The 20,341-nt window shown below is 71.7% G+C and carries 20 protein-coding genes and 2 pseudogenes; 11 read left to right on the top strand and 11 right to left on the bottom strand.

Annotation, left to right across the window (positions count from 1 at the left end):
• The 4 genes from DSM104299_RS21000 to DSM104299_RS21015 form a co-directional block, all read right to left on the bottom strand.
• Positions 1–2,595: a DEAD/DEAH box helicase gene (locus tag DSM104299_RS21000; protein WP_272473612.1), complete on the bottom strand. Its 2,595-nt coding sequence runs from the start codon at positions 2,593–2,595 to the stop codon at positions 1–3.
• Between the two features lie 272 nt (positions 2,596–2,867).
• Positions 2,868–3,098, bottom strand: coding sequence for a hypothetical protein (locus tag DSM104299_RS21005; RefSeq protein WP_272473613.1), 231 nt, complete (start codon positions 3,096–3,098; stop codon positions 2,868–2,870).
• A gap of 41 nt (positions 3,099–3,139) precedes the next feature.
• Positions 3,140–3,352: a hypothetical protein gene (locus tag DSM104299_RS21010; RefSeq protein ID WP_272473614.1), complete on the bottom strand. Its 213-nt coding sequence runs from the start codon at positions 3,350–3,352 to the stop codon at positions 3,140–3,142.
• A gap of 144 nt (positions 3,353–3,496) precedes the next feature.
• Positions 3,497–5,911 carry a PAS domain S-box protein gene (locus tag DSM104299_RS21015; protein ID WP_272473615.1) on the bottom strand — a complete coding sequence of 805 codons (2,415 nt, stop codon included), beginning with the start codon at positions 5,909–5,911 and terminating at the stop codon, positions 3,497–3,499.
• Positions 5,912–6,015: 104 nt separating this feature from the next.
• Here DSM104299_RS21015 and DSM104299_RS21020 point away from each other — a divergent pair, with 104 nt between their 5' ends.
• Together DSM104299_RS21020 and DSM104299_RS21025 are read left to right on the top strand one after the other, a co-directional pair.
• On the top strand, positions 6,016–7,044 hold the full coding sequence (locus DSM104299_RS21020) for a substrate-binding domain-containing protein (protein WP_272473616.1): 1,029 nt from the start codon (positions 6,016–6,018) through the stop codon (positions 7,042–7,044).
• 82 nt (positions 7,045–7,126) lie between these two features.
• The gene (locus tag DSM104299_RS21025) at positions 7,127–7,465 is read left to right on the top strand and encodes a response regulator (protein WP_272473617.1); all 339 of its coding nucleotides are present in this window, start codon (positions 7,127–7,129) and stop codon (positions 7,463–7,465) included.
• A 4-nt stretch (positions 7,466–7,469) separates the two neighbouring features.
• Here the strand turns inward: DSM104299_RS21025 and DSM104299_RS21030 are convergent, their stop codons facing one another.
• A complete protein-coding gene (locus DSM104299_RS21030; RefSeq protein WP_272473618.1) occupies positions 7,470–8,162 on the bottom strand; it encodes a response regulator in 693 nt (230 codons plus the stop codon).
• Positions 8,163–8,574: 412 nt separating this feature from the next.
• Between DSM104299_RS21030 and DSM104299_RS21035 the strand changes: the two genes are divergently transcribed.
• Positions 8,575–8,970 carry a hypothetical protein gene (locus DSM104299_RS21035; protein ID WP_272473619.1) on the top strand — a complete coding sequence of 132 codons (396 nt, stop codon included), beginning with the start codon at positions 8,575–8,577 and terminating at the stop codon, positions 8,968–8,970.
• Positions 8,971–9,019: 49 nt separating this feature from the next.
• Here DSM104299_RS21035 and DSM104299_RS21040 read toward each other — a convergent pair whose 3' ends face one another.
• Positions 9,020–9,643, bottom strand: a complete 624-nt coding sequence (locus DSM104299_RS21040; RefSeq protein WP_272473620.1) for a dihydrofolate reductase family protein — start codon at positions 9,641–9,643, stop codon at positions 9,020–9,022.
• 31 nt (positions 9,644–9,674) lie between these two features.
• Positions 9,675–10,360, bottom strand: a pseudogene (locus DSM104299_RS29460) (glutathione S-transferase family protein).
• 394 nt (positions 10,361–10,754) lie between these two features.
• Between DSM104299_RS29460 and DSM104299_RS21055 the strand changes: the two are divergent.
• Positions 10,755–11,069, top strand: a pseudogene (locus DSM104299_RS21055) (alcohol dehydrogenase catalytic domain-containing protein); the annotation flags it as partial.
• Between the two features lie 273 nt (positions 11,070–11,342).
• On the opposite strand, the gene DSM104299_RS21060 reads toward DSM104299_RS21055, so the two are convergent.
• Positions 11,343–12,278, bottom strand: a complete 936-nt coding sequence (locus DSM104299_RS21060) for an alpha/beta hydrolase (RefSeq protein ID WP_349294468.1) — start codon at positions 12,276–12,278, stop codon at positions 11,343–11,345.
• 172 nt (positions 12,279–12,450) lie between these two features.
• Here DSM104299_RS21060 and DSM104299_RS21065 point away from each other — a divergent pair, with 172 nt between their 5' ends.
• A complete protein-coding gene (locus tag DSM104299_RS21065) occupies positions 12,451–12,900 on the top strand; it encodes a winged helix-turn-helix transcriptional regulator (RefSeq protein WP_272473625.1) in 450 nt (149 codons plus the stop codon).
• Positions 12,901–13,003: 103 nt separating this feature from the next.
• A complete protein-coding gene (locus DSM104299_RS21070) occupies positions 13,004–13,900 on the top strand; it encodes an alcohol dehydrogenase catalytic domain-containing protein (RefSeq protein WP_272473626.1) in 897 nt (298 codons plus the stop codon).
• Between the two features lie 176 nt (positions 13,901–14,076).
• Here the strand turns inward: DSM104299_RS21070 and DSM104299_RS29580 are convergent, their stop codons facing one another.
• Together DSM104299_RS29580 and DSM104299_RS21075 are read right to left on the bottom strand one after the other, a co-directional pair.
• Positions 14,077–14,229 (bottom strand): DUF2188 domain-containing protein, encoded by a 153-nt coding sequence (locus tag DSM104299_RS29580; protein ID WP_432419751.1) that lies wholly within the window; start codon positions 14,227–14,229, stop codon positions 14,077–14,079.
• A gap of 40 nt (positions 14,230–14,269) precedes the next feature.
• Positions 14,270–14,569, bottom strand: a complete 300-nt coding sequence (locus DSM104299_RS21075; protein WP_272473627.1) for a putative quinol monooxygenase — start codon at positions 14,567–14,569, stop codon at positions 14,270–14,272.
• Between the two features lie 70 nt (positions 14,570–14,639).
• Between DSM104299_RS21075 and DSM104299_RS21080 the strand changes: the two genes are divergently transcribed.
• From DSM104299_RS21080 to DSM104299_RS21090, 3 genes are all read left to right on the top strand, one after another.
• Complete coding sequence (locus tag DSM104299_RS21080; RefSeq protein WP_272473628.1) at positions 14,640–15,602, top strand: LysR family transcriptional regulator; 963 nt, start codon at positions 14,640–14,642, stop codon at positions 15,600–15,602.
• Between the two features lie 767 nt (positions 15,603–16,369).
• Positions 16,370–16,663: a transposase gene (locus DSM104299_RS21085; protein WP_272473629.1), complete on the top strand. Its 294-nt coding sequence runs from the start codon at positions 16,370–16,372 to the stop codon at positions 16,661–16,663.
• Entirely contained in the window at positions 16,663–17,547 is an 885-nt protein-coding gene (locus DSM104299_RS21090) for an IS3 family transposase (protein WP_272473630.1), read from the top strand. Before DSM104299_RS21085 ends, DSM104299_RS21090 begins: the two co-directional genes overlap by 1 nt.
• Here the strand turns inward: DSM104299_RS21090 and DSM104299_RS21095 are convergent.
• Entirely contained in the window at positions 17,544–18,578 is a 1,035-nt protein-coding gene (locus DSM104299_RS21095; protein WP_272473631.1) for a calcium-binding protein, read from the bottom strand. The two genes, DSM104299_RS21090 and DSM104299_RS21095, sit on opposite strands and share 4 nt — an antisense overlap.
• A gap of 491 nt (positions 18,579–19,069) precedes the next feature.
• Between DSM104299_RS21095 and DSM104299_RS21100 the strand changes: the two genes are divergently transcribed.
• Together DSM104299_RS21100 and DSM104299_RS21105 are read left to right on the top strand one after the other, a co-directional pair.
• Positions 19,070–19,345, top strand: coding sequence for a hypothetical protein (locus DSM104299_RS21100; RefSeq protein ID WP_272473632.1), 276 nt, complete (start codon positions 19,070–19,072; stop codon positions 19,343–19,345).
• A gap of 4 nt (positions 19,346–19,349) precedes the next feature.
• Entirely contained in the window at positions 19,350–20,021 is a 672-nt protein-coding gene (locus tag DSM104299_RS21105) for a nucleotide-binding protein (RefSeq protein WP_272473633.1), read from the top strand.
• Positions 20,022–20,341: the final 320 nt, after the last annotated feature.

Raw genomic sequence — 20,341 nt, forward strand, 5'->3', positions numbered from 1 at the left:
CTAGGAGGAGAGGCCGGCCGCGCCGAACGACTCGGTGCGGATGACCGGCTCGCCGGCGGCGTCGGAGGCGTCGAGGTCGACGGTCGCCACGATCGCGACGTCGCGATGGCCCTCGGGGTCGTCGATGATCTGGCGCACCGCCCATGTCCGCGGACCGCCCGAGCCCGCACCCGCGCCGGCGCGGTCGATCATCAGCAGCTGGGGCGAGCGCGCGTCCGGGCCGGTGCCCATCGACTCGTGCTCCTCCCAGTAGCGGCCGAGCGCCGCGTCCCACGCGTCGGCCCCCATCGCGGGGCGCCCGGGCGGATCGGAGAGCGCGGCCGCGGCGGCCTCCAGCTCGGCCAGGTCGCCGTAGCGATCCCGCGCCGCGAGCTGGACCTTCAAGAACATCGCGTTGCGCACCATCACGGTGAACGTGCGCGCGTTGGCGGTCATCGGCCGCGGCGGCGGCGGGGACGGCGGGCCGGCGCTCTGCGCCATCGCGGCGGCGGCGCGCTCGACGGACTCCGGATCGGTGAGCGCCTCCCACTCGTCCAGCAGGCTCGAGTCGGTCTGCCGGACGGTCTCGCCGAGCCACTCGATGATGTCGTCGAGCTCGTCGGTCTTGGTCTCGTCGGGCACCGTCTGGCGCAGCGCGCGGTACGTGTTGCTCAGATAGCGCAGCAGCAGCCCCTCGGAGCGGGCGAGGCCATAGTGCGCCACGAACTCCGTGAACGTCCGCCCCCACTCGTACATGTCGCGCACGATCGACTTCGGCGACAGGTCGGACTCGCGCACCCACGGATGGGTCTCGCGGTAGACGCGCAGCGCGTCGAGCAGCGGCTCGCCCAGCGGCCGCTGGTAGGTGACCTCCTCGAGCAGCTCCATGCGCTCGTCGTACTCGATGCCCTGGGCCTTCATCTCGGCCACCGCCTCGCCGCGCTCCTTGTTGGCCTGCGCCATCAGGACCGGGAACGGGTCGTCGATGATCGCCTCGACGACCGAGACGACGTCCAAGGCATAGGTCTCGGACTCCGGGTCGATCAGCGCGAACGCGACCAGGGCGAACGAGGCCAGCGGCTGGTTGAGCGCGAAGTCCTCCTGCAGCTCGACGGCGAGCTGCAGCGTGCGGCCGTCGGCGTCGGGCTCGGGCAGCCAGCGCAGGACGCCGGAGTCCACGAGCTCGCTGCCCAGCGCCTGCGCCCGCTCTGACAGGCGCTGGCGGCCGCGCTCGTCCTCGTGGTTGTCCTCCATCAACGCCCGCATCGTCGCGACCGGATCCGCGGGCTGGTTGACGACGTTGAGGATCATCGCGTGGTCGACGCGCATCCGCGACACGAGCGCCTCGGGCTCGGCGTCCTTGAGGCGCTCGAACGTCTCCTCGGTCCAGCTCACCGCGCCCTCGGCGGGCTTCCGGGTCTGGACCTTGCGGCGCTTCTTGGGGTCGTCGCCGGCCTTGGCCAGCGCGCGGGTGCGCTCGATGGTGTGCTCGGGCGCCTGCACGACGACGTACCCGGCGGTGTCGAAGCCCGCCCGCCCGGCGCGGCCGGCGATCTGATGGAACTCGCGCGCCTTCAGCAGCCGGTGGCGGCTGCCGTCGTACTTGGCCAGGCCGGTGAACACGACGGTGCGGATCGGCACGTTGATCCCCACGCCGAGCGTGTCGGTGCCGCAGATCACCTTCAGCAGGCCGGTCTGCGCGAGCTGCTCGACCAGCCGGCGGTAGCGCGGCAGCATGCCGGCGTGGTGCACGCCGATCCCGCTGCGGACGAGCTTGGACAGCGTGCGGCCGAAGCCCGCCGTGAAGCGGAAGCCGCCGATCTCCGCGGCGATCGCCTCCCGCTCCTCGCGCGTGCACAGCTTGGCCGACAGCAGCGACTGCGCCCGCTCCATCGCGGAGGCCTGCGTGAAGTGCACGACGTAGATCGGCGCCTGGTCGACCGCGACGAGCTCCTCGAGCAGCTCGTGCAGCGGCTCGACCGACCAGGAGTAGGTCAGCGGGACCGGGCGCTGCGCGTCGTCGACGAGGACCGTCTCGCGCCCGGTGCGCCGCGTCAGGTCGGTGGTGATCTCGCGGACGTCGCCCAAGGTGGCCGACATCAGCAGGAACTGCGCCTGGGGCAGGCACAGCAGCGGCACCTGCCACGCCCAGCCGCGCTGGCCGTCGGCGTAGTAGTGGAACTCGTCCATAACGACCTGCCCGACGTCGGCGCCCGCGCCCTCCCGCAGCGCGATGTTCGCCAGCACCTCCGCGGTGCAGCACACGATCGGCGCGCCGGCGTTGACCGACGCGTCACCGGTGAGCATCCCGACGTTCTCGGCGCCGAACGTCGCGCACAGCGCGAAGAACTTCTCCGAGACCAGGGCCTTGATCGGCGCCGTGTAGTACGTGGTGCGGCCCTCGGTGAGCGCCGCGAAGTGCGCGGCCACGGCCACCAGCGACTTCCCCGAGCCCGTCGGCGTGGCCAGCACGACGTTGTTGGCGCTGAACAGCTCGATCGCCGCCTCGTCCTGATGCGGGTAGAGGCTCAGCCCCTGCTCCGAGACCCAGGCGGTGAAGGCGGCGTAGATCGCGTCGGCGCCGTGGTCGGTGGGAAGCGCGTCGACGAGGCTCATGCGTCGCCCGTCACGCTAGCGAGCTTCGCGCAGCGCGTCGCCACCGGCTTGACAACCCACGTCCCCGTCCGGGAAGCCCGTCTCCTCCCTACCGTCCGTTTGGTTGGGAGGGTCGTGCACCATGCTGAACGCAGCGTCAGCTCGAACCGCGGCGTCGCGGTGCACGCACGACCCGCGCGGGCACACCGGCGACGAGCGTTCGCGGCGCGACTGACGCAGGCCGCTTCGGGTTTACTCGGAGATCAATGAGGAACTTTGCGAGGCGACGCGCTTCACGGTGTCCCCGCGCACGCCGCAGCACGGACACCGGCCTTCGCGCTCAGGTCCGACGACCGCGTCCGTGCCAGCAGCCCCGCGACGCGCGTCTCGTTGCGCAGCGCTCTGACGTACTCCTGGTAGGCGTCACCGCGTTCTTCGACCGCGGCGGTGCGCCAGAGGAAGAGGGCGAGCTCGGCCGCGATCTCGGCCAGGACCCACTCATCCCACAGCGCGTCGACGCTCACGCGCCAGGCCTGGGAGACGGGGCCCACAGCCGCCTCGCCCATCATGCGGCCGTCACCGCCGCCAGCGCGAGGTCCTCGCGCGCCACGCGCTGCAGCCCGCGGACGTACTCGAGGTGGGCCGCCCAGCTCGGATCCTCGGCGATGCCGGAGTCGGTGGCGAGCTGCGTGACGTCGTGATGCGCGTCGAGCAGCTCGTACACCACGCAGATCAGCACCTCCAACGCGGCGCCGTGTGGGGATTGGTCGGGCTCCATGTCGCATCTCCCAGAGATCGAATCGGTCCGGCAACGATGGCAGCCGAGGGCCCGGCGATCATCGACGCCACCGGCCGACGTGCGGTCACGCTGGCCGGAGGATCGGTCTTGCAGCTGGCTGGTAGACACCCGCTGGTGTCGTGGTTAGGCGACCGCCGGCGGCCGGACCGGGATGCGCGCTCGCAGCGCCGTCCCGCGACCCACGCCGCTCTCGATCTCGAGCGTGCCTCCGAGCGCCTCGACGCGATCGCGCAGGCCGGTGAGGCCCGAGCCGCGACCGGGGTGCGCTCCGCCGATCCCGTCGTCGCGGATGGCGATGGAGATGGCCCCGTCGTCGACGGTGACCGCGACGTACACGACGGAGGCCTGCGCGTGCTTGGCCGCGTTGGCGAGCGCCTCGGAGACGACGTAGTAGGCGCCCGCCTCCACGGACTCCGGGAGCCGGCCGTCGGCGCGCACGTCGAGCTCGACCGGCACCGCCGAGCGGCGCGCGAGCGTCTTGAGCGCCGGCCCGATCCCGCCCTTGGAGAGGATCGCCGGGTGGATCCCGCGCGACATCTCCTGCAGGTCCTCGAGCACGCTGGCCAGGCCGTCCGCGGTCTGCTCGAGCTCGGCCCGCAGCGCCTCCTGGCCGGGCTCGACGGCTGCCTCGGCCGCGCGCAGCGCGAGCGCGAGCGAGACCAGTCGCTGCTGTGCGCCGTCGTGCAGGTCGCGCTCGATCCGCCGCCGGGTGGCGTCCGACGCCGCGACGATCCGTGCGCGCGACGCGGCGAGCTCGGCCCGGCCCTCCGCGTTGGCGATCGCCGTCGCCACCAGCTCGGTGAACTGCCCGATCCGCCCCTCGGCGTCCGCGGGAACGCGATCGTCACCGCGCCATCCGCCGGAGATCACCCCCCACAGGCGACCTTCGACGACGACGGGCGCGCCCACGATCGTGCGCAGGCCCAGCACGCTCAGGCGAGCGGCGAGCGCCGCGTCGGTGCCCGCCTGGGAGCTCCTGCGTCGCAGCGCGCGGCGCTGGCGCCGGACGTCGTCGAGCAGCGTGCCCGGGCCCGCAGCCATCTGCGTTCCGACCTCGACTCCCTGGTCGGCGCCGTGCCACGCGCACACGAGCGTGCCGGTGCCGTCGGGCTCGTAACGCGTGAGCCCCGCCGAGTCGGCGCCCAGCAGCCGACCGACCTCGACGACCATCGCGTCGAAGACCGTGTTCGGCCGCTCGCCGCGCGCGACGAGCGTCGCGACGCGCCGCAGCGCAGCCTGCTCGTCGGCGAGGACGCGCAGCTCGTCACGGCTGGCCTCCACCAGCCGCTGCGCCCGACGCAGCTCGTCCTGCGTCCGCCGGCGCTCGGTCACGTCGCGGCCCGCGGCGTACATCACGCCCTCCGCGGGCATCGGGCGCACGCTCCACTGCAACCAGCAGGCTGAGCCGTCCGCGCGCAGGAAGCGGTTCTCGAACTGCAGGACGGTCTCGCCCTCGAGCACCGCGGTGTAGGTCGCGGCCGTCGCGGCACGGTCGTCGGGATAGACGAAGTCCATGAACGGCCGCCTGACCAGATCCTCCGCCGTGTACCCGAGCGTGCGCTCGAACGCAGGGTTCACGCGCCGGAAGGTGCCGTCGACGCCGACCACGCACAGCAGGTCCAGCGACAGCTCGAAGACCCGGTCGACCTCGCGCTCAGCGCGCCGGCGGCGCAAGAGGCCGCGTCCCAAGACGTACACCAACACAGCGACCGCGACCGGCCAGACCAGGGCGATCCAGGGCAGCGCCTCCCGCAGCGCGCCCTCGCTCACCGGCCCGACGTCGATGCGCCAGCGCCGCGCCAGCGCGTCGAAGCGCTCATGAGCCGCGCTGCGGTCGGCCAGCCGGCCCTCGAGCGGCTGGCCCTCGAGGCTGATCGCGACACGCCGCGGGTCGTCACCGAGCGACACCGTCAGCCAGCCGCTGGGCACGAAGGCCACCAGGAAGCCGCGGCTGCCCGGCCCCCGTCCGAACCGCCCGCTCTGCATCAGGTAGAAGCCGGACCGGCCGCCGAGCGCGGCGCGCCGGCTGGCGGTGACCGCGAAGACCAGCGCGCGGTCGCCCAGCGCCGACCCAAGCTCCGGCAGGGTCGACAGGTCGGCGCCGCGGCGCAGCCGCCGGGCCGCGCTGGGCGTCGCGAACGTCAGCGGCAGGTACGACGCGGCACGCGGCGCGGGCCGCGGACGTGCCGACCCGTCGGCGACCGTGATCGGCGCGCCGATGCGGCGCTCGTAGGCCGCGCGCTGCGCCTGGTTCACGTGCTCGACCCAGAGCCATTCGGTGAGCCCGGCGCCGTCCGCGCCGATCCCCTGCAGCTGCGCGAAGCGCGGCTGGGTCGGCACCGGCTCGCTGGCCAAGGCGCTGCCGAGGCCGACGACGGAGCCGCGCGCGCGATCCAGCACGCCTTGGAGCTGCACGCTTTCGAGCTCCGCGCGCCGCTGCGCGGCGTGATGGCCGTCGCGCCGCACGATCTCCCTGGTCACGAAGTAGCCCGCGACGCTCAACAGGACGATGAGCGCCGGAAGCGCTAGCCGGACCATGCCGGCGGACCGAAGCAAGGGACGTCGCAAGGTTCGCTGCCGATCCTGACGCAGGCGATGACTGCAGACAACCGCACCCGTCAGGCGGGGCTACGATCGTCCCGATGCGCTCTCCCCCCGTCGAGCCGCCACGCATGGCCGCCGTGGCGGGCGCGGTCGCCGCCCTCGCGATCGGCTGCGGCGAGGACGACCGGCGCCGGTCGCAGGACCGCGATCCCCGCCGCGTCGCCGCGGTGATCAAGGACACCGACAACCCGTTCTTCGCGACGCTGCGCGACGGGCTCGTCGCGACCGCTCGGCAGCAGGGCGTGCGGCTGCGGGTGGGAGTGGCCGCCGGACTGCAGGACACGGCGGGCCAGGCGTCGACCCTCGAAGCGCTCGTCGACGACGACGCGGGCTGCTATGTCGTCAACCCGCTCACGCCGACCAACCTGATCGCGCCGCTCGGGCACCTGCCGGCGCGCACGCCCGTCGTCAACGTCGACTCGCCGATCGACCGCCGCGCGGCGCGTGCGGCAGGCGTCGCGATCACGACCTACATCGGCACCGACAACATCGCCGCGGGTCGTCTGGCCGCCGCGACGATGGCGCGCGTCGTGCGCGCCGGCGCGCGCGTGGCGGTCATCACCGGGATCCCGGGCGACGTCGGCAGCGGCGCGCGCACGCGAGGGTTCCAGGCGGGGGCGCAGGGACGGTTCGCGGTCGCCGGCGCCATCGCCGCCGACTTCGACCGCGACCGGGCGCGCGCGGCCGCCGCCGACCTCCTGCGCGCCGACGGGCGGATCCGGGGCATCTTCGCCGTCAACGACGAGATGGCCCTGGGCGTGGTCGACGCGGTCCGGGGCGCGGGACGTCGCGGCGACGTGATGGTGGTCGGCGTCGACGGGATCACCGAGGCGCTGGACGCGGTCCGGCGCGGGGCGCTCGCGGCGACCGTCGCGCAGTACCCGTACACGATCGGGCAGCTCGGCATCGAGGCCTGCGTGGCGGCCGCGCGCGGGCGGCCGCTGCCCGCGCGCATCGACGCGCCCGTGAGCGTCATCACGCGCAAGAACGTCGCGCTGGCCCTGAAGCGCGCGCCGCGCCCGATCGCGCCCTTCCGCGACCCGTTCGCGCGCACGCCGGCCGGCTGACGAGCCGGGGATTCCCGCTAGCTGCAATGCGCGAGCCCGTTCGCGCTGGGATCCTGAGCGGGTGGCCTTGCGGTGCCTCATCGTGGACGACAACGCCCAGTTCCTCGCCGCCGCGCGCGACCTCCTGGAGCGGGAGGGCGTCAGCGTGGTCGGGGTCGCGTCGTCGACCGTTCAGGCGCTGCGGCAGGCTGACGCGCTGCGGCCCGAGGTGGCCCTGATCGACGTCGAGCTCGGCGACGAGAGCGGCTTCGACCTCGCCCGCCGGCTCGCCGACCGGCCCGACCCTGTGCGGGTGGTGCTGATCTCCACCTACTCCGAGGACGACCTCGACGAGCTCGTGCAGACCAGCCCGGCCGTCGGGTTCCTCTCCAAGCGCGATGTCTCCCGCCGGGCGATCGACGCGCTGCTCGCCGGCCGTTGACCGCCTAGCGAGCGTCCAGGTAGGTGACCACCGCGAGCACGCGCCGGTGATCGTCCGGCGTCTCGGCGAGGCGCAGCTTGGCGAGGATGTTGTGCACGTGCTTCTCGACGGTCCCCTCGGTGACCCACAGCCGGCGGGCGATCCCGGAGTTCGACGCTCCTTCGGCCATCAGCGCGAGCACCTCCTGCTCGCGCGCCGTCAGCCGCTCCAGCGGGTCGTCGCGGCGCCGCGCCGCCACCAGCTCGTGCACCAGCGCCGGGTCGACGACCGCGGCGCCGCCCGCGATGCGCCCGACCGTCTCCAGGAAGTCGCCGACGTCGGTCACCCTGCGCTTGAGCAGGTAGCCGGTGCGGTGTCCGCCGGCGAGCAGCTCCATCGCCTCCTCGACCTCGACGTGCGCCGACAGCACGAGGATGCCGATGTCGGGGAGCTCGTCGCGGATGACGCGCGCGGCATCGAGCCCTTCGGTCGCGTAGTCCGGCGGCATCCGTATGTCCACGATGACGAGCTCCGGCCGGAGCTCACGGACGGCGGCGAGGAGCTCCGTGCCGTCGCTGGCCTGGCCGACCACCGCGAATCCCGCGCCTTCGAGCAGGCTCGCCAAGCCTTCGCGCAGCAACACGTCGTCGTCGGCTATGACGACGCGGTAGGCCACGGCCGACCGGTCGCCGCCGCGCTGGGGCGCCTCCCCGGGCATCGGTCCGATTATGGGCCACACGCACAGCCGCGTGCGACCGGCTCGGCCAATTCAGGCGGTCGTCTTGCTTGCGCGCCGCTCCGGGCAGCGAAGCAGCGACGCGATGACGAGCTCTCTTTGGGACGGCGGCCGGCGCGCCCTCTTCGGGCGCACCGGGGCAACCATCCGCTTCTGAGGGGGACGATCAGACATCAGCAGCGGATTCACATGGTCACACCTGGCGCGGCGCCGCACAGCGATGCCACCGCCCATCTGGGGCACGGGCTGGCCTGAGTCGCGGCCTTGCAGGTAGCGGGAACGCGCCTCGCCCGGGTGGAGCGAAACACGGTGGACTGCCGGTTCCCGCGCACAGGGAGAGCGCGTTCGGCTGGGCCGCCTGGCGCGAAACCCGACAATCGTCACCGTCGGCCAGATGTTCGCCGTCAAGGCCGCGGTGCGAGGTGTCAGCGAGTCGACCCGCCGGCGCACCAGCACGCTTCAGGGCGTGACGCCGCCGGTGCCCGATCCAGGCTCGACCGCGAGCTGCGGTGCAGGCCCTGTAGGTCCGGGTCAGCGTCGCCTTGGTGTGGTCGCGGAGCCCGACGACGATCTTCAGCGCGTAGCGGCCCTTCGGCAGGCCGGTCAGCGCGACGCCCGCCTTCAAGCGCTCGGCCGTGGAGGTGCGCGCGCGGCGCTCGCCGACCTTGACGCTCACCGAGACGACCCTTGCCTTCGTGGCTTCGGGTGCGCGACGAGCGCGAGGCGCATGCGGCGCTCGGCGACGCAGCGCGTCGGCGCGGTCAGCGTGGGCGAGCCCGGCTCGATGTAGGAGGCGCACCGGCACCCGCCGGGCTACCCAACGCTGCCTGACGCGACCCTCATCGGGTGAAGGTGAGATGGGTGACGCCGCTCGGCGTCGACACCGCCTCCACGTCGTACTGCTCCTCCAGCGCGTCCAGGCCGTCCCACAGCCGGACGCCGCGGCCGAGCAGGATCGGGACCTGCACGACATGCAGATGGTCGACGAGCCCGGCGGCGAGGAACTCGCGCAGCATCGTCGGGCCCCCGCCGATGCGGACGTCCTGACCGTCTGCCGCCTCCCGAGCAACGGCGAGCGCGTCCACCGGCGCGACATCGAGGAAATGGAACGTCGTACCGCCGTCCATCTCCAGCGGCGGCCGCGGGCGATGGGTCAGCACGTAGGTCGGCGTGTGGAACGGCGGATTCGGTCCCCACCATCCGCGCCACTCCGAGTCGTCCTGCCACCCCGGAGGGCCGAACTTGCCGGCGCCCATGATCTCCGCGCCGATGCCGTGCTCGTGACGCTCGGCGAAGGCGTTGTCGACGCCGGCAGTGCCGGCGGCGTCCCAGGATCGGGTCGCGATCATCCACTCGTGGAGCCGATGCCCGGCGTGGCCGAACGGCGCCTCCAACGACAGGCCGACGCCGGTGCCGAACCCGTCGAGCGAGATCGAGAAGTTGTGAACCCGGACGCGAGACACAGGAGCTCCTTCGGTTGTGATGTGTGCGACCTCAACGTAGTGACCCGTCGCGCGGCGACGTCTCATCGGCGACTGCTCCTGGACCGGCGTTGATCGCCCATTGGGCGGCGAAAGCCCGTTCGTATGCGGGCCGCGCTTCGCCGCGGGCAACATAGGCAGCCAGCTTTGGGAACTCGTCCAGCAGGCCCGAAGGTCTCAGCCGGAGCAGCACCGACACCATCATGAGGTCGCCCGAGCTGAAGTCTCCATCGAGCCAGTCGGCATCGCCCAAGCGGGCAGACAGTTGGACCAGTCGATCGCGAATGCGGTCTTCGACCAGCGGGAGGCGCTCTCCGGCCCATGGCCTGTCGCCCTCCAAGATCTTGGCGGTCACGAGCTCGAGGATCGGCGGCTCGACGGTGTTGAGCGCGGCGAACATCCAGGTGATCGCCCGCGCCCGCGCATCGGCATCGTCCGGGAACAGCCCCGCATGGTGCTCGGCGACGTGGAAGACGATCGCGCCGGTCTCGAACAGGGCAAGATCGCCTTCCTCATAGGTCGGAATCAGGCCGAAAGGATGAAGGCGCAGGTGCGCGGGTTCCTGCTTCGCGCGAAACGAGACAAGGCGAACCGCGTAGGCTGGCCGACCTCTTCAAGCGCCCAGCGAACGCGCGTATCGCGCGCCAGGCCCATGCCGCCGTCGGGCGACCGCTCAAAGGCGGTGATGACGATCGTCATCGGGAGACGCCCCCCACGTTCGCCTGCGTGGCGTCATCCACGTCGGTCGCTGCCTCGCGCATCGGGGGATCTCCTCGTCTCGCGGTCAGGGTCATGTGCACAGGGACTCGGCCCACTTTGGAAACTCATCGCGGGCCCGCCGAGAAGTCGATGTTCGCGAAGCAGTGCCGAACGTCGTCTCGAGGTCAGGTCATCGGTTCTACGGGCGTGCGCCGCTGGAAGCGCGCCTCGCGTTGACGAGCTTCGCGGACCAGCTTGCGCGTCTCGCTCGTCAGGTCGCCGCTCAACGGAGGCGAGCAGGAGCTCGGCGACCGCGCTCCTCGCCGTCCTCGCGTGTGCGCAGGAGGCCTGGCGGGGAGCCCGATGCCATGGAGATCTCGCCGAACGGAGCAAGATGAAGGCCTTGAGGTTCCATGGCAACCACGACGTGCGCGTCGACACGGTTCCCGATCCCGTCATCCAGCAGCCGACCGACGCGATCATCCGCGTCACGACCACCGGCCTGTGCGGCTCCGACCTGCTCTACGAAGTCCTCGGCGCGTACATCGACGAGGGCGACATCCTCGGTCACGAGCCCATGGGCATCGTCGAAGACGTCGGGGCCGAGGTGACCCACATCAAGCCCGGCGACCGGGTCGTGATCCCGTTCAACGTGTCCTGCGGGCACCGCTACATGTGCGGCACCGGCCCGCTGGCGATGCGCGCCACACACGCCTGGTCGCGTCAGCCCGAGCGCCTTGGAACGCTGGCGCGGTAGCGCGTGCGCGGAGCGCGTCGAGCCGGCCAGCGTCCTGGCGGAAGCTGGGCGCGGCGTGGAGGACCGGGTCGAAGCTCTCGAGCGCCGTCGACGTCCTGGTCGTCTTCCTCGACACGGACCTCGTTCGAGCGCCTCGGCCTTCCCGATCGGCTGTCGGCGCCCCGAGCCCCTCACCCGCGGTCGCTCGCCGCGAGCGCGATCGGTCGCAAGCGGAGGTGCTCGCCGTCAGATCGCCCCGAGCACCCGAAAGCGGTCGGCCATGATGCGCTTGCCGACGTCGGCGTCGGGGGCAAAGAACTCGAATGCGATGTGCGGAACGCCCGGGTGCAGGTGCAGCTCGACCGGAACTCCCGCGCGGCTGAGGATCGTCGCGTAGGCGATGCTCTCGTCACGGAAGACATCGAGCTGACCGACTTCGATGTAGGCCGGTGGCAGGCCGACGGCGTCCTGGAGGCGGGCCGGCGCGGCCGTCACGGCGACGTCGGGGCCGCCCGCCGCGGTGCCGAGAAGCGCCCGCCAGCCCGTGGTGTTGTCGTCGTAGGACCACAGCGCGTGCGGCGCGATGTTCGGGTCGGGGGTGTCAGTGCGGTCGTCGAGCATGGGCATGATGAGGATCTGCCGGACGATCTTCGGACCGCCGCGGTCGCGCGCGAGGATCGCCAGCGCGGCCGCCAGACCGCCTCCAGCGCTCTCGCCCATCACGGCGATGCGGTCGACGTCGACGCTCAACTCGGCGGCGCGCTCGTGCAGCCAGGTGAGCGCCGCATAGGCGTCCTCGAGGGGGACGGGATGGGGATGCTCGGGCGCGAGGCGGTAGTCGACCGCCAAGACCGACACGCCCGTGGTCGACGCGTAGGCGGCGACGGCCCCGTCGAACAGCGCAGCGTTTCCGAAGATGTAGCCGCCGCCGTGGAAGTAGATGGCGGCAGGGCCGGCCGCCGCGTCCTTCGCCGCGTACCACCGCAGCTCGATCTGCGCGCCGTCAGCAGACGTTGCGTGATGGGCGCTGACGCTGACGTCGGCCGGCACGGGCGGGGCGGCCTCGCTGAACAGGTGCTCGAGGAAGGCGCGGCGCGTCGCGACGTCACCGACGGGCGGCGGGGCCCACTCGCCGGTCGGGGCGAAGGCCGCAGCGATCTGAGGGTCCAACACGAATGGCATAGTCGTTGCTTCCGGAGGGGGATGGGGAGATTGGAGCTCGGCCAGCGCACAGCTACAACAGCTCGGGCTTGTGCTCGACCGGCGCGGTGCATCACTATGGGTCGGTAACCCTCCACTGGCTAGTAGGTACCTCGAAGTGCGTAACTCACTGAGAGGTAGGAAGGAGCCAACGATGCCGACGATGACCGCGGCCCAGAAGCGGGCCCAGGCCAAGATGAACTACGACGCGTTCCTGGCCGGCTGCCCGAGCCGCCAGCTCCTCGACCGGATCTCGGACAAATGGGTCGCGCTGATCCTCGCGGCACTCGGCGAGGGCTCCCCGCAGCGTCCCGGCGACGCCGGGACGGGGACCGGCGACACGCGGGCGATGCGCTACTCCGAGCTGTCGCGTCGGCTGGCCGGCATCAGCCAGAAGATGCTCACCCAGACGCTGCGCGCCCTCGAGCGCGACGGCCTGCTCAGCCGGACCGTGACGCCGACCGTGCCGGTCACCGTCACCTACGAGTTGACACCGCTCGGGCTCTCGCTCCACCACCTCATGCACGACATCAAGGCCTGGGCCGAGGCGCACATGGACCAGGTGCTGACCCAGCGCGAGCAGTACGACCGCCACGCCGCCTAGACACCGCGCTCACCTCTGGGTGCGTACCGGACTTCCGGGTGCCTACTTCCCAATGGGGAGCACGTGAGGCACGCTGGCGACGTCAAGCAACGAGGGACGTCGAATGCTCGCACTTCTCGCATACTCCACCAGCGCCTCGCCGATCCTCGAGGACGTCGCCCAGCCCGAGCTCGCTCCCGGCGACGTGCGGATCCAAGTTGCCGGCGCGGCGGTCAACCCGGTCGACGTCATGGTGGTGGCCGGGCCGTTGCGCGCCGTGGTCGGGCTGCCGGATCCAGTCGGGGTCGGCTGGGACGTCAGCGGCGTCATCACCGAGATCGGCAGTGCGGTGACCGACCTGAGCCCGGGCGACCGGGTCGCTGGCCTCCTCCTCCTGCTCGGCCTCAAGCCCAGCGTCGGCACCCACGCCGAGGAGACGGTGCTGCCCGCCCACGCCGTCGCCCGCATCCCTGATGGGCTCGACCTCGTCGAGGCCGCCACGTTGCCGCTCAACGCGCTCGCCGCCCGCCAGGCCCTCGACCTCCTTGGCCCTGCCCAGGAACGCACGTTGCTCGTCACCGGCGGCGCCGGGGCCCTCGGGGGCCACGCGATCGCGCTCGCCACCCGCGAGGGCTGGCGCGTCACCGCACTGGCCCGGGCAGCCGACGCAGACTTCGTCGCCCGTTCGGGCGCTGACCTGGTCACCGAACTGCCGGGCCCGACCTTCGACGCCGTCCTCGACGGCGCCGTCCTGCTGCAGTCGGCGCTCAGCGCGGTCCGCGACGGCGGGTCGTTCGTCGGCGTAGCACCGGCTTCGCCCGTCGCCTCCGAACGCGCCATCACCGTCCACACCCTCAGCGTGGTGCCCGACAGCGCGTCGATCGCCGCGCTGCTCGACCTGGCCGCGGCGGGCACGCTCGAGGTGAGAGTCGCTGGCCGCGTCCCGTTGCGTGAAGCGGCGACGGCCTACGACGCGGTCGCCGGCACGGCCCAGCGCGGCCGCTGGCTCCTCATCCCGTGAACGGCTCGTTGGTGCGGAGAAGCCCGACCAACGGTGAGGGGGACTCGGCTTAGTTGAGGGACAGTTCCTCGCATTGCGACGGCGACTGCTCTCGCTTCTCGCGCAAAGCAGCACTCAGCCGGCGGCTCGCTTCTCGTCCTAAGCGGAAGTTGCACCGGGCGGTCAGTCTAGGGGTGCTATCCCGCGCAATTATCGATGCGTACGCTCACCGGTCCGCGGCGCTTCTTGGCGACCTCCGCGGTGGCGCGGATCGCCTCGGTCTTCGTGTCGCCTCGTGCGACGGCACGGCCGTTGCGTTCGCCATCCCCATGCAGCCGAGCCCGATCCACGAGACGGTCAGCCCCTGGCCACCCAGCGGCACTGCCCGCATCAGCGGACCTCCTCAGGCTCGAGGACCAACACCTCGGGCGGCTCGGCAAGCAGCTCGTCGGATCGCTCGAGGAAGGCGGTCACGTGCGGCTCAGCGCGGTGGGCCTCGAACCCGGCCCGGTCGCGATAGCGCTCGAGCACCGCGTAGCGCGGCGGCGTCGCGCTGATGCGTCGGACGGTGTAGCCGCGGTTGGCCGGCTCGGCGCGCGACGGCGCAACGAGGCCTGCGAGCGCGGCGTGCACGACATCGGCCCGGCCGTCGGCGGGCGTGAAGAGGGCGATGACTTCGAAGTCCGTCATGGCGCCGACGGTACGTGGAGCGGGCCTCGAAGAGAAACAGCCGGCGGTTGTGACGTCACAATCGGGTGCCGTGCCCGAGCTACGCCACCTTCGCTATGCGGTCGCCGTCGCCGAGGAGCTCAACTTCACGCGCGCGGCAGCGCGTGAGGGCGTTTCTCAGCAGGTGCTGAGCGCGCAGATCCGGCAGCTCGAGGAAGAGCTAGGCGTGAGGCTCTTCGACCGCAGCACGCGCGAGGTCAGGGTCACCGACGCCGGCGCCGCGGTGGCGGAACGAGGACGAGCGCTGCTGCGCGAGGTCGAGGGGCTTTGGGAAGACGTGCGACGCCACGGCACGGGCCAGGCGGGCGTCCTGCGCCTCGGCTTCTCGCGCTCGGCTGCCTTCGACACCGCCCCTCGCCTGGTAGCGGCCATGGCTGACGCGCATCCCGACGTGCGGATCGAGGTGTCCGAGCTGCCGTCCCCCGACCTGCCGCAGGCTCTGCGCGACGGGCGTATCGACGTCGCGCTCGCGCGCTGGACGGCCGACACCGAAGGCCTGTTCGTGCAGGAGCTAGGCCGCCACGCGTCCGGGATCGTCCTGCGAGCCGACGACCCCCTGGCCGACCGCGCCGAGCTCGAGCTGGGCGAGCTCGCCGGTCGCCCCTTCCTGTTGCATGAGCGAGCCGCCCTGCCCGCCCGCTACGACGCAGTTCTGGCCGCCTGCGCGGCGGCCGGGTTCACGCCGCGCATCGTCACCCCCCGCTTGCCCTTCGACCCCACCTTCGCCGACGTCGCGGAAGGCCGCGGAGTGCTGCCGGCGTCAGCGTCGGTGCGGGCGTCGCTCCCGCTCGGTCTCCACTGGGTCGCGCTGGCGGGCGACGTGCTGCAGCAACGGATCGACGTCATGTGGAGTCCGGCCCACGCGGCCCCCGCCCGCGACGCGTTCTTGGCGGTGGCCCGGGCGCTTCCATGGCCCGTGCTCGCGCCGACGACACGCGCCACGATGCCTGGCGACGGCGGGGCGTCGAACCCGGGTGAGTCAAAGCCCCGCTAGCACCACAGTGCCGCTATCCATGCGAAGCGAGAGCCGGTGATCACTCTCTGCTTCTCGCGCAAAGCAGCAGTCGCCGAGCGGTTCCGCTCCTCGTCCAACGGGCAAGCGGCCTCTGGCAGGATTGGTGGTCATGCCTAACCGTTACGGCGACAGCGCCGTCCTTCGAGGCCTGATCGCACACAGTGTCGCGGGCGATGACACCGCCCTGGCCAAGGACGAGACGGCGTCTGAGGAGTAGGAGCCTTGATGAGCGTTGTTGTCGTCGATGCTGCAGGCCGGCGCCGGCCACCGGCCACGATGCCTGGCTATCACCGCGGCCGCCCGCCTCGCAACAAGGGGCAGCGTTACCCAGCCGACCCGCCGCCAGTGCAGGAAATCGTCGCCGTCATGCGACAGGCCGGCACGACGATCTACGGAGCGCGGACGCGCGCAGGTGATCCTGCTGTGGCGCGCAGGTCTGCGGATCAGCGAGGCGTGGGTCGCGCCCGCGAGCAGCACCTGGCGTGAGGTCGGTTGACCGAGAGAACGCCATTACCATCAGCACGGCGGCGCGACGACCGCAACAGTCCCCGGCGCCGGGCCATCTTGCTGCGGCTCCCGACCGTCCTGGCGACCAAGCGGTCGACAGGATCGCCCGCCGCCCGCTCGTCCCACCGCCCCACGCAGCCGGCCGTGAGCAACCAGCCGGCGGCCCGCTTCTGGAGTGGACCCGGTTTGACGGACATCTGATGGCTTGCGCGGCTTGGCCGCGAAAGGTGTGTCTGTCGATGCCGAGAACCCGCCCTGCCTACCCGCCGGATTTCCGTCGTGAGGCCGTCGAGTTGCTGCGTGCCGGCCGGACGCCGAGAGAGCTCGCGCAGAGCCTCGGGGTGTCGGAGCAGACGCTGCGCAACTGGCGCCGTCAGGACCAGATCGATCGCCATGAGCACGACGACGGCCCGACGAGCGACGAGCGCGACGAGCTGACCCGGCTGCGTCGCGAGAACGAGCGGCTGTGCCAGGAGCGCGATCTGCTCAAGCGAGCCGCGGCCTTCTTCGCAACGGAGAACGGGACCCGGTGATGATGTACCGGTTGATCTCGGCGGAGAAGGCCCGAACCCCGATCTCCGTCGCTTGCAAGCTGCTGGGCGTCTCGAGGTCGGACTACTACGCCTGGACGACCCGCGCGCCGTCTGACCGCACGCTGTCGGACGCGTGGCTGATCGAGAAGATAAAGGGCATCCACAACAACAACCGCCAGGTCTATGGATCGCGGCGGGTGACCGCCGAGCTGCGGCTCGGCCACGGCATCACGGTCTCGCGCAAGCGGATCCAGCGCCTGATGCGCGCCGCCGAAATTTCCGGGCTGGTCGCGCGAAAGCGCGGCCGCACGACGATCCGCGTCCCCGGCGTCAGGGTCGCCGACGACCTCGTCCGCCGCCAGTTCCGCCCCGGCGCCGCCGACGTGCTGTGGGTCGCCGACATCACCTACCTGCGCACCTGGGAGGGCTCGCTCTACCTCGCCGCCGTCCAAGACGCCTACAGCCGCAGGATCGTCGGCTGGAGCATGGCCGATCACATGCGCGCCGAGCTCGTCGTCGACGCGCTCCAGATGGGCCTTCACCGCAGGCGACCCGGCCCGGGCCTGGTTCATCACTCCGACCAGGGCAGCCAGTTCGTCTCGCTGGCCTTCGGCCAGAAAGCCCGCGACGCCGGCATCGCCGTCTCGATGGGTTCCCGAGGCGACTGCTATGACAACGCCGTGGCCGAGAGCTTCTTCGCGACCCTGAAGAAAGAGCTCGTCCACCGTCGCTCCTGGCCCACGCGCCGCGAGCTGAACTCCGAAGTCTTTGAACACGTCGAAGCCTTCTACAACACGACCCAACGACACTCGACCCTGGGCTACCTCTCACCCGCCCAGTTCGAGACAGAGTCAATCACCAACAACCCCAAGATCAACGGCTAGGCCCGCAAGCCCAGGACTGTCCGAAGAACCGGGTCCACTCCAAGCGGCTGACCGCCAGCTGACGGTGCAAGGACGGGGTCGCGTGCGGACTGCTCAAAGAGTGCGGCTCTGAACTGGGCGGCGGCTGCGAGCTTCTCGTCCACGTCGGCCGTGTGGGTCATCGGGCCGTCGCGGCGACCTTCGCAGTTGCGGGCCACCGTGTCTTCCGGGTCATGCCAGACGATGTCGTAGCCGCCGCCGCACTCGACGGTGTCGGCCGCGCCGTCGCCGCTGACGTCGATCGCGTCGTTGCCGGCGCCGCCCGCCACGCCGTCGCGCCCAGGACCGCCGAGCATGGTGTCGTCACCGGGACCGCCCTCTAGCGTCGACACCGAGTCTCCTGGGTGGGCGGTGCCATCGTCGAGGACCGCTATGAGGTCATAGCCATCGCCGCCGGTCAACGTTGCCCGCCCCGAGTGCCGGCCGACATAGGCCGTGACCGTGTCAAAGCCGTCGTTTCCCGAGACGACGCTTTCGGTCTCCCCCTCCGCGACTGCGAGATCGTCGCCATCGCCTCCGGCGAGAGTGATCGCGGAGCCGCGGCCGTAGAGGGAGTCGTTGCCGTCGTTTCCGTAGCCCGACCCGCTGCCGTTGGCACTTAGCCTGAGGCTGTCATCGCCCGGGCCGCCATAAACCACCGTCGTCTGTCCGCCGGCGAGGATCATGTCGTTGCCCTCACCGCCACGGACCAACTGGGAGAAGAACCCCAACACGGACGATCGATCGTCGCCCGGGCCAAGCGCCACATCGACGTCCAGGCCTGGGCAAGCGACCGGCGGGCCAACTCTGCATCCCGTCCCAGCTCTCAGGGGGCTGGCGGTGTCGACGACGGCGTACGCCCACTGCGGCACGACGGTCATGACCAGGTCGCTGCGGTCCGCCCCCGAGCGGAACGTGACCGTCGAGCCGTCGGAGCTGACCGTCGACGCCGCAACCGCCGCCGGGAGCACGCACAGCACGACGACACCCAGCAGCACGAAGCGGATCGGCATCCCGCGAGGTTAGGTCACGCCGGGCCGACAACGAAACTCGACTTTCGATCAGTCTGGAATTCCCTCCGGTGCGACGGACATCCGATGGCTGGTCGACCGACCCCGGCACGCGCGCGGCACGGCGCCTTCCACCGCAGCGCCATACGGGCCTACTTCGACGCACAGCGAGGTCTCGACCTAGACGATCGCGCGAAGTTCCTGCGCCACGGTTGTGAGCGCGCCGCCCTAGGGATATCGACACCTTCCGTCTCTTTGCTCGCATCGCGCTCGGCGCCACCGTCGTCGCGGCGGCAGGCTGCGGTCAGCTGACCAACCCCTACGACAAGCCCGCGCCGGCGTCGACGACCACTACGGCTGCCTCGACGCTGGCCACCCCACGGTCTGACACGCAGCTCCCGCGGCCGGTCGCCAGTCCCGACACGGCGATCCTCCGCTTCGCCTCCGCCTTCATCAACTGGCGCTTCGCTCAGCTGCCCGAGGTCAAAAGCGCGTTGGCCGGCCAAGCCTCCGGTCCGCTGGCCGCGCAGCTGCGCAAGGACGCCGACCAGGCGCTGACCGAGGTCAGCCGCCGCGTCTCCAACCAGTCCAACCAGGGCACCGTCGAGGTCGTCAACGACCCCAAGGGCAACGGGCGCTACTTCGTCGTCACCCACGAGACCGCCAAGCTCGGCGACAGCGCCGCCCAGGCCGGCTACTTCGTCTACCGCGCCACCGCCGCTCGTGTCGGCGACAATTACAAGTTGACGTCCTTCGTCGCTGTCAGCTGAGCTGATGATCGTCGCCGTCTGCGGACTGCACGGCGGAGCCGGCACCACCACTATCGCGGTCCTGCTCGCCCAGGCCGCCGCGCGTCAGCGGCCCCATCGCGTGCTGCTCTGCGACGCCGCACCCGGCGCCGGCGATCTCGCCTACACCTACGGGTCGGCCAGCGCCAGCGACCTCAACGCCCTGGCCATCATCGGCGCCGAGGGCCGCACCCCGTCGGAGACCCCGTGGCTCGACCTCGTCGACGGCGTGCGCCTGCTGGCTCGCGCGGCCGCGCCGCGCCCCGCCGCCAGCGCTGCGGTGATCGCCACCGCACTGCTCGACGCCGGCACCGTGCACGAGCTCGTCGTCATCGACGCCGGATCGCTGACCTCGCCCGCCGCGGCCGCGGCCCTCCCCATCGCCGACCTGGTCATTTGGACGCTGGACGCCGGCGCATTGCTGCAGCGCTGCGCGCACCTGCTCGCTGGCCCGCACAGCACCACGGCGCGCCACGCCCCGTGGCTCCTGGCCATCTCGGCCATCGGACGCCAGGCTCACCCGACCGTCGCCGCCCCGCTGGCCGACATCGTGCCGTCCGCTGCCCGCCAGGTCCTGCTGCCCCACCTCGCCGAGCTCGGCGCCCAAGACCTCGCCCACCAGCTTGCCGGCGAGCAGCTCCTCGGCGCGCTGACCTAGGCAACCCCGCGCCACCTGGATCGGCGTCGCTCTGGGAATATGACCCCACGCCGCCTGAGTCGCGCACCTGCGCGCTCATCCTCGCGTTGGCTCGACGTCCCCCTCTGGCGCTCGAACTCCCCGAGCGCCGGGCCCCTCGCCTGCCCGTCCGGGCCCGCCACCTCACCCCAGCGCCGCGCGCGGGTGCGCGACTCTCGCACGCCGGCCGGGATCGGCCCTCGGTCGGGCACGTGCCGATCATGCCCCTCGACTCGAAACCTGCTTCGGGTCGCCAGGACACGGCGCGGCGTTTGCCCGACAGCCGGCTCACATCCGTTTGG

Source organism: Baekduia alba (assembly GCF_028416635.1).
Lineage (GTDB): Bacteria > Actinomycetota > Thermoleophilia > Solirubrobacterales > Solirubrobacteraceae > Baekduia > Baekduia alba.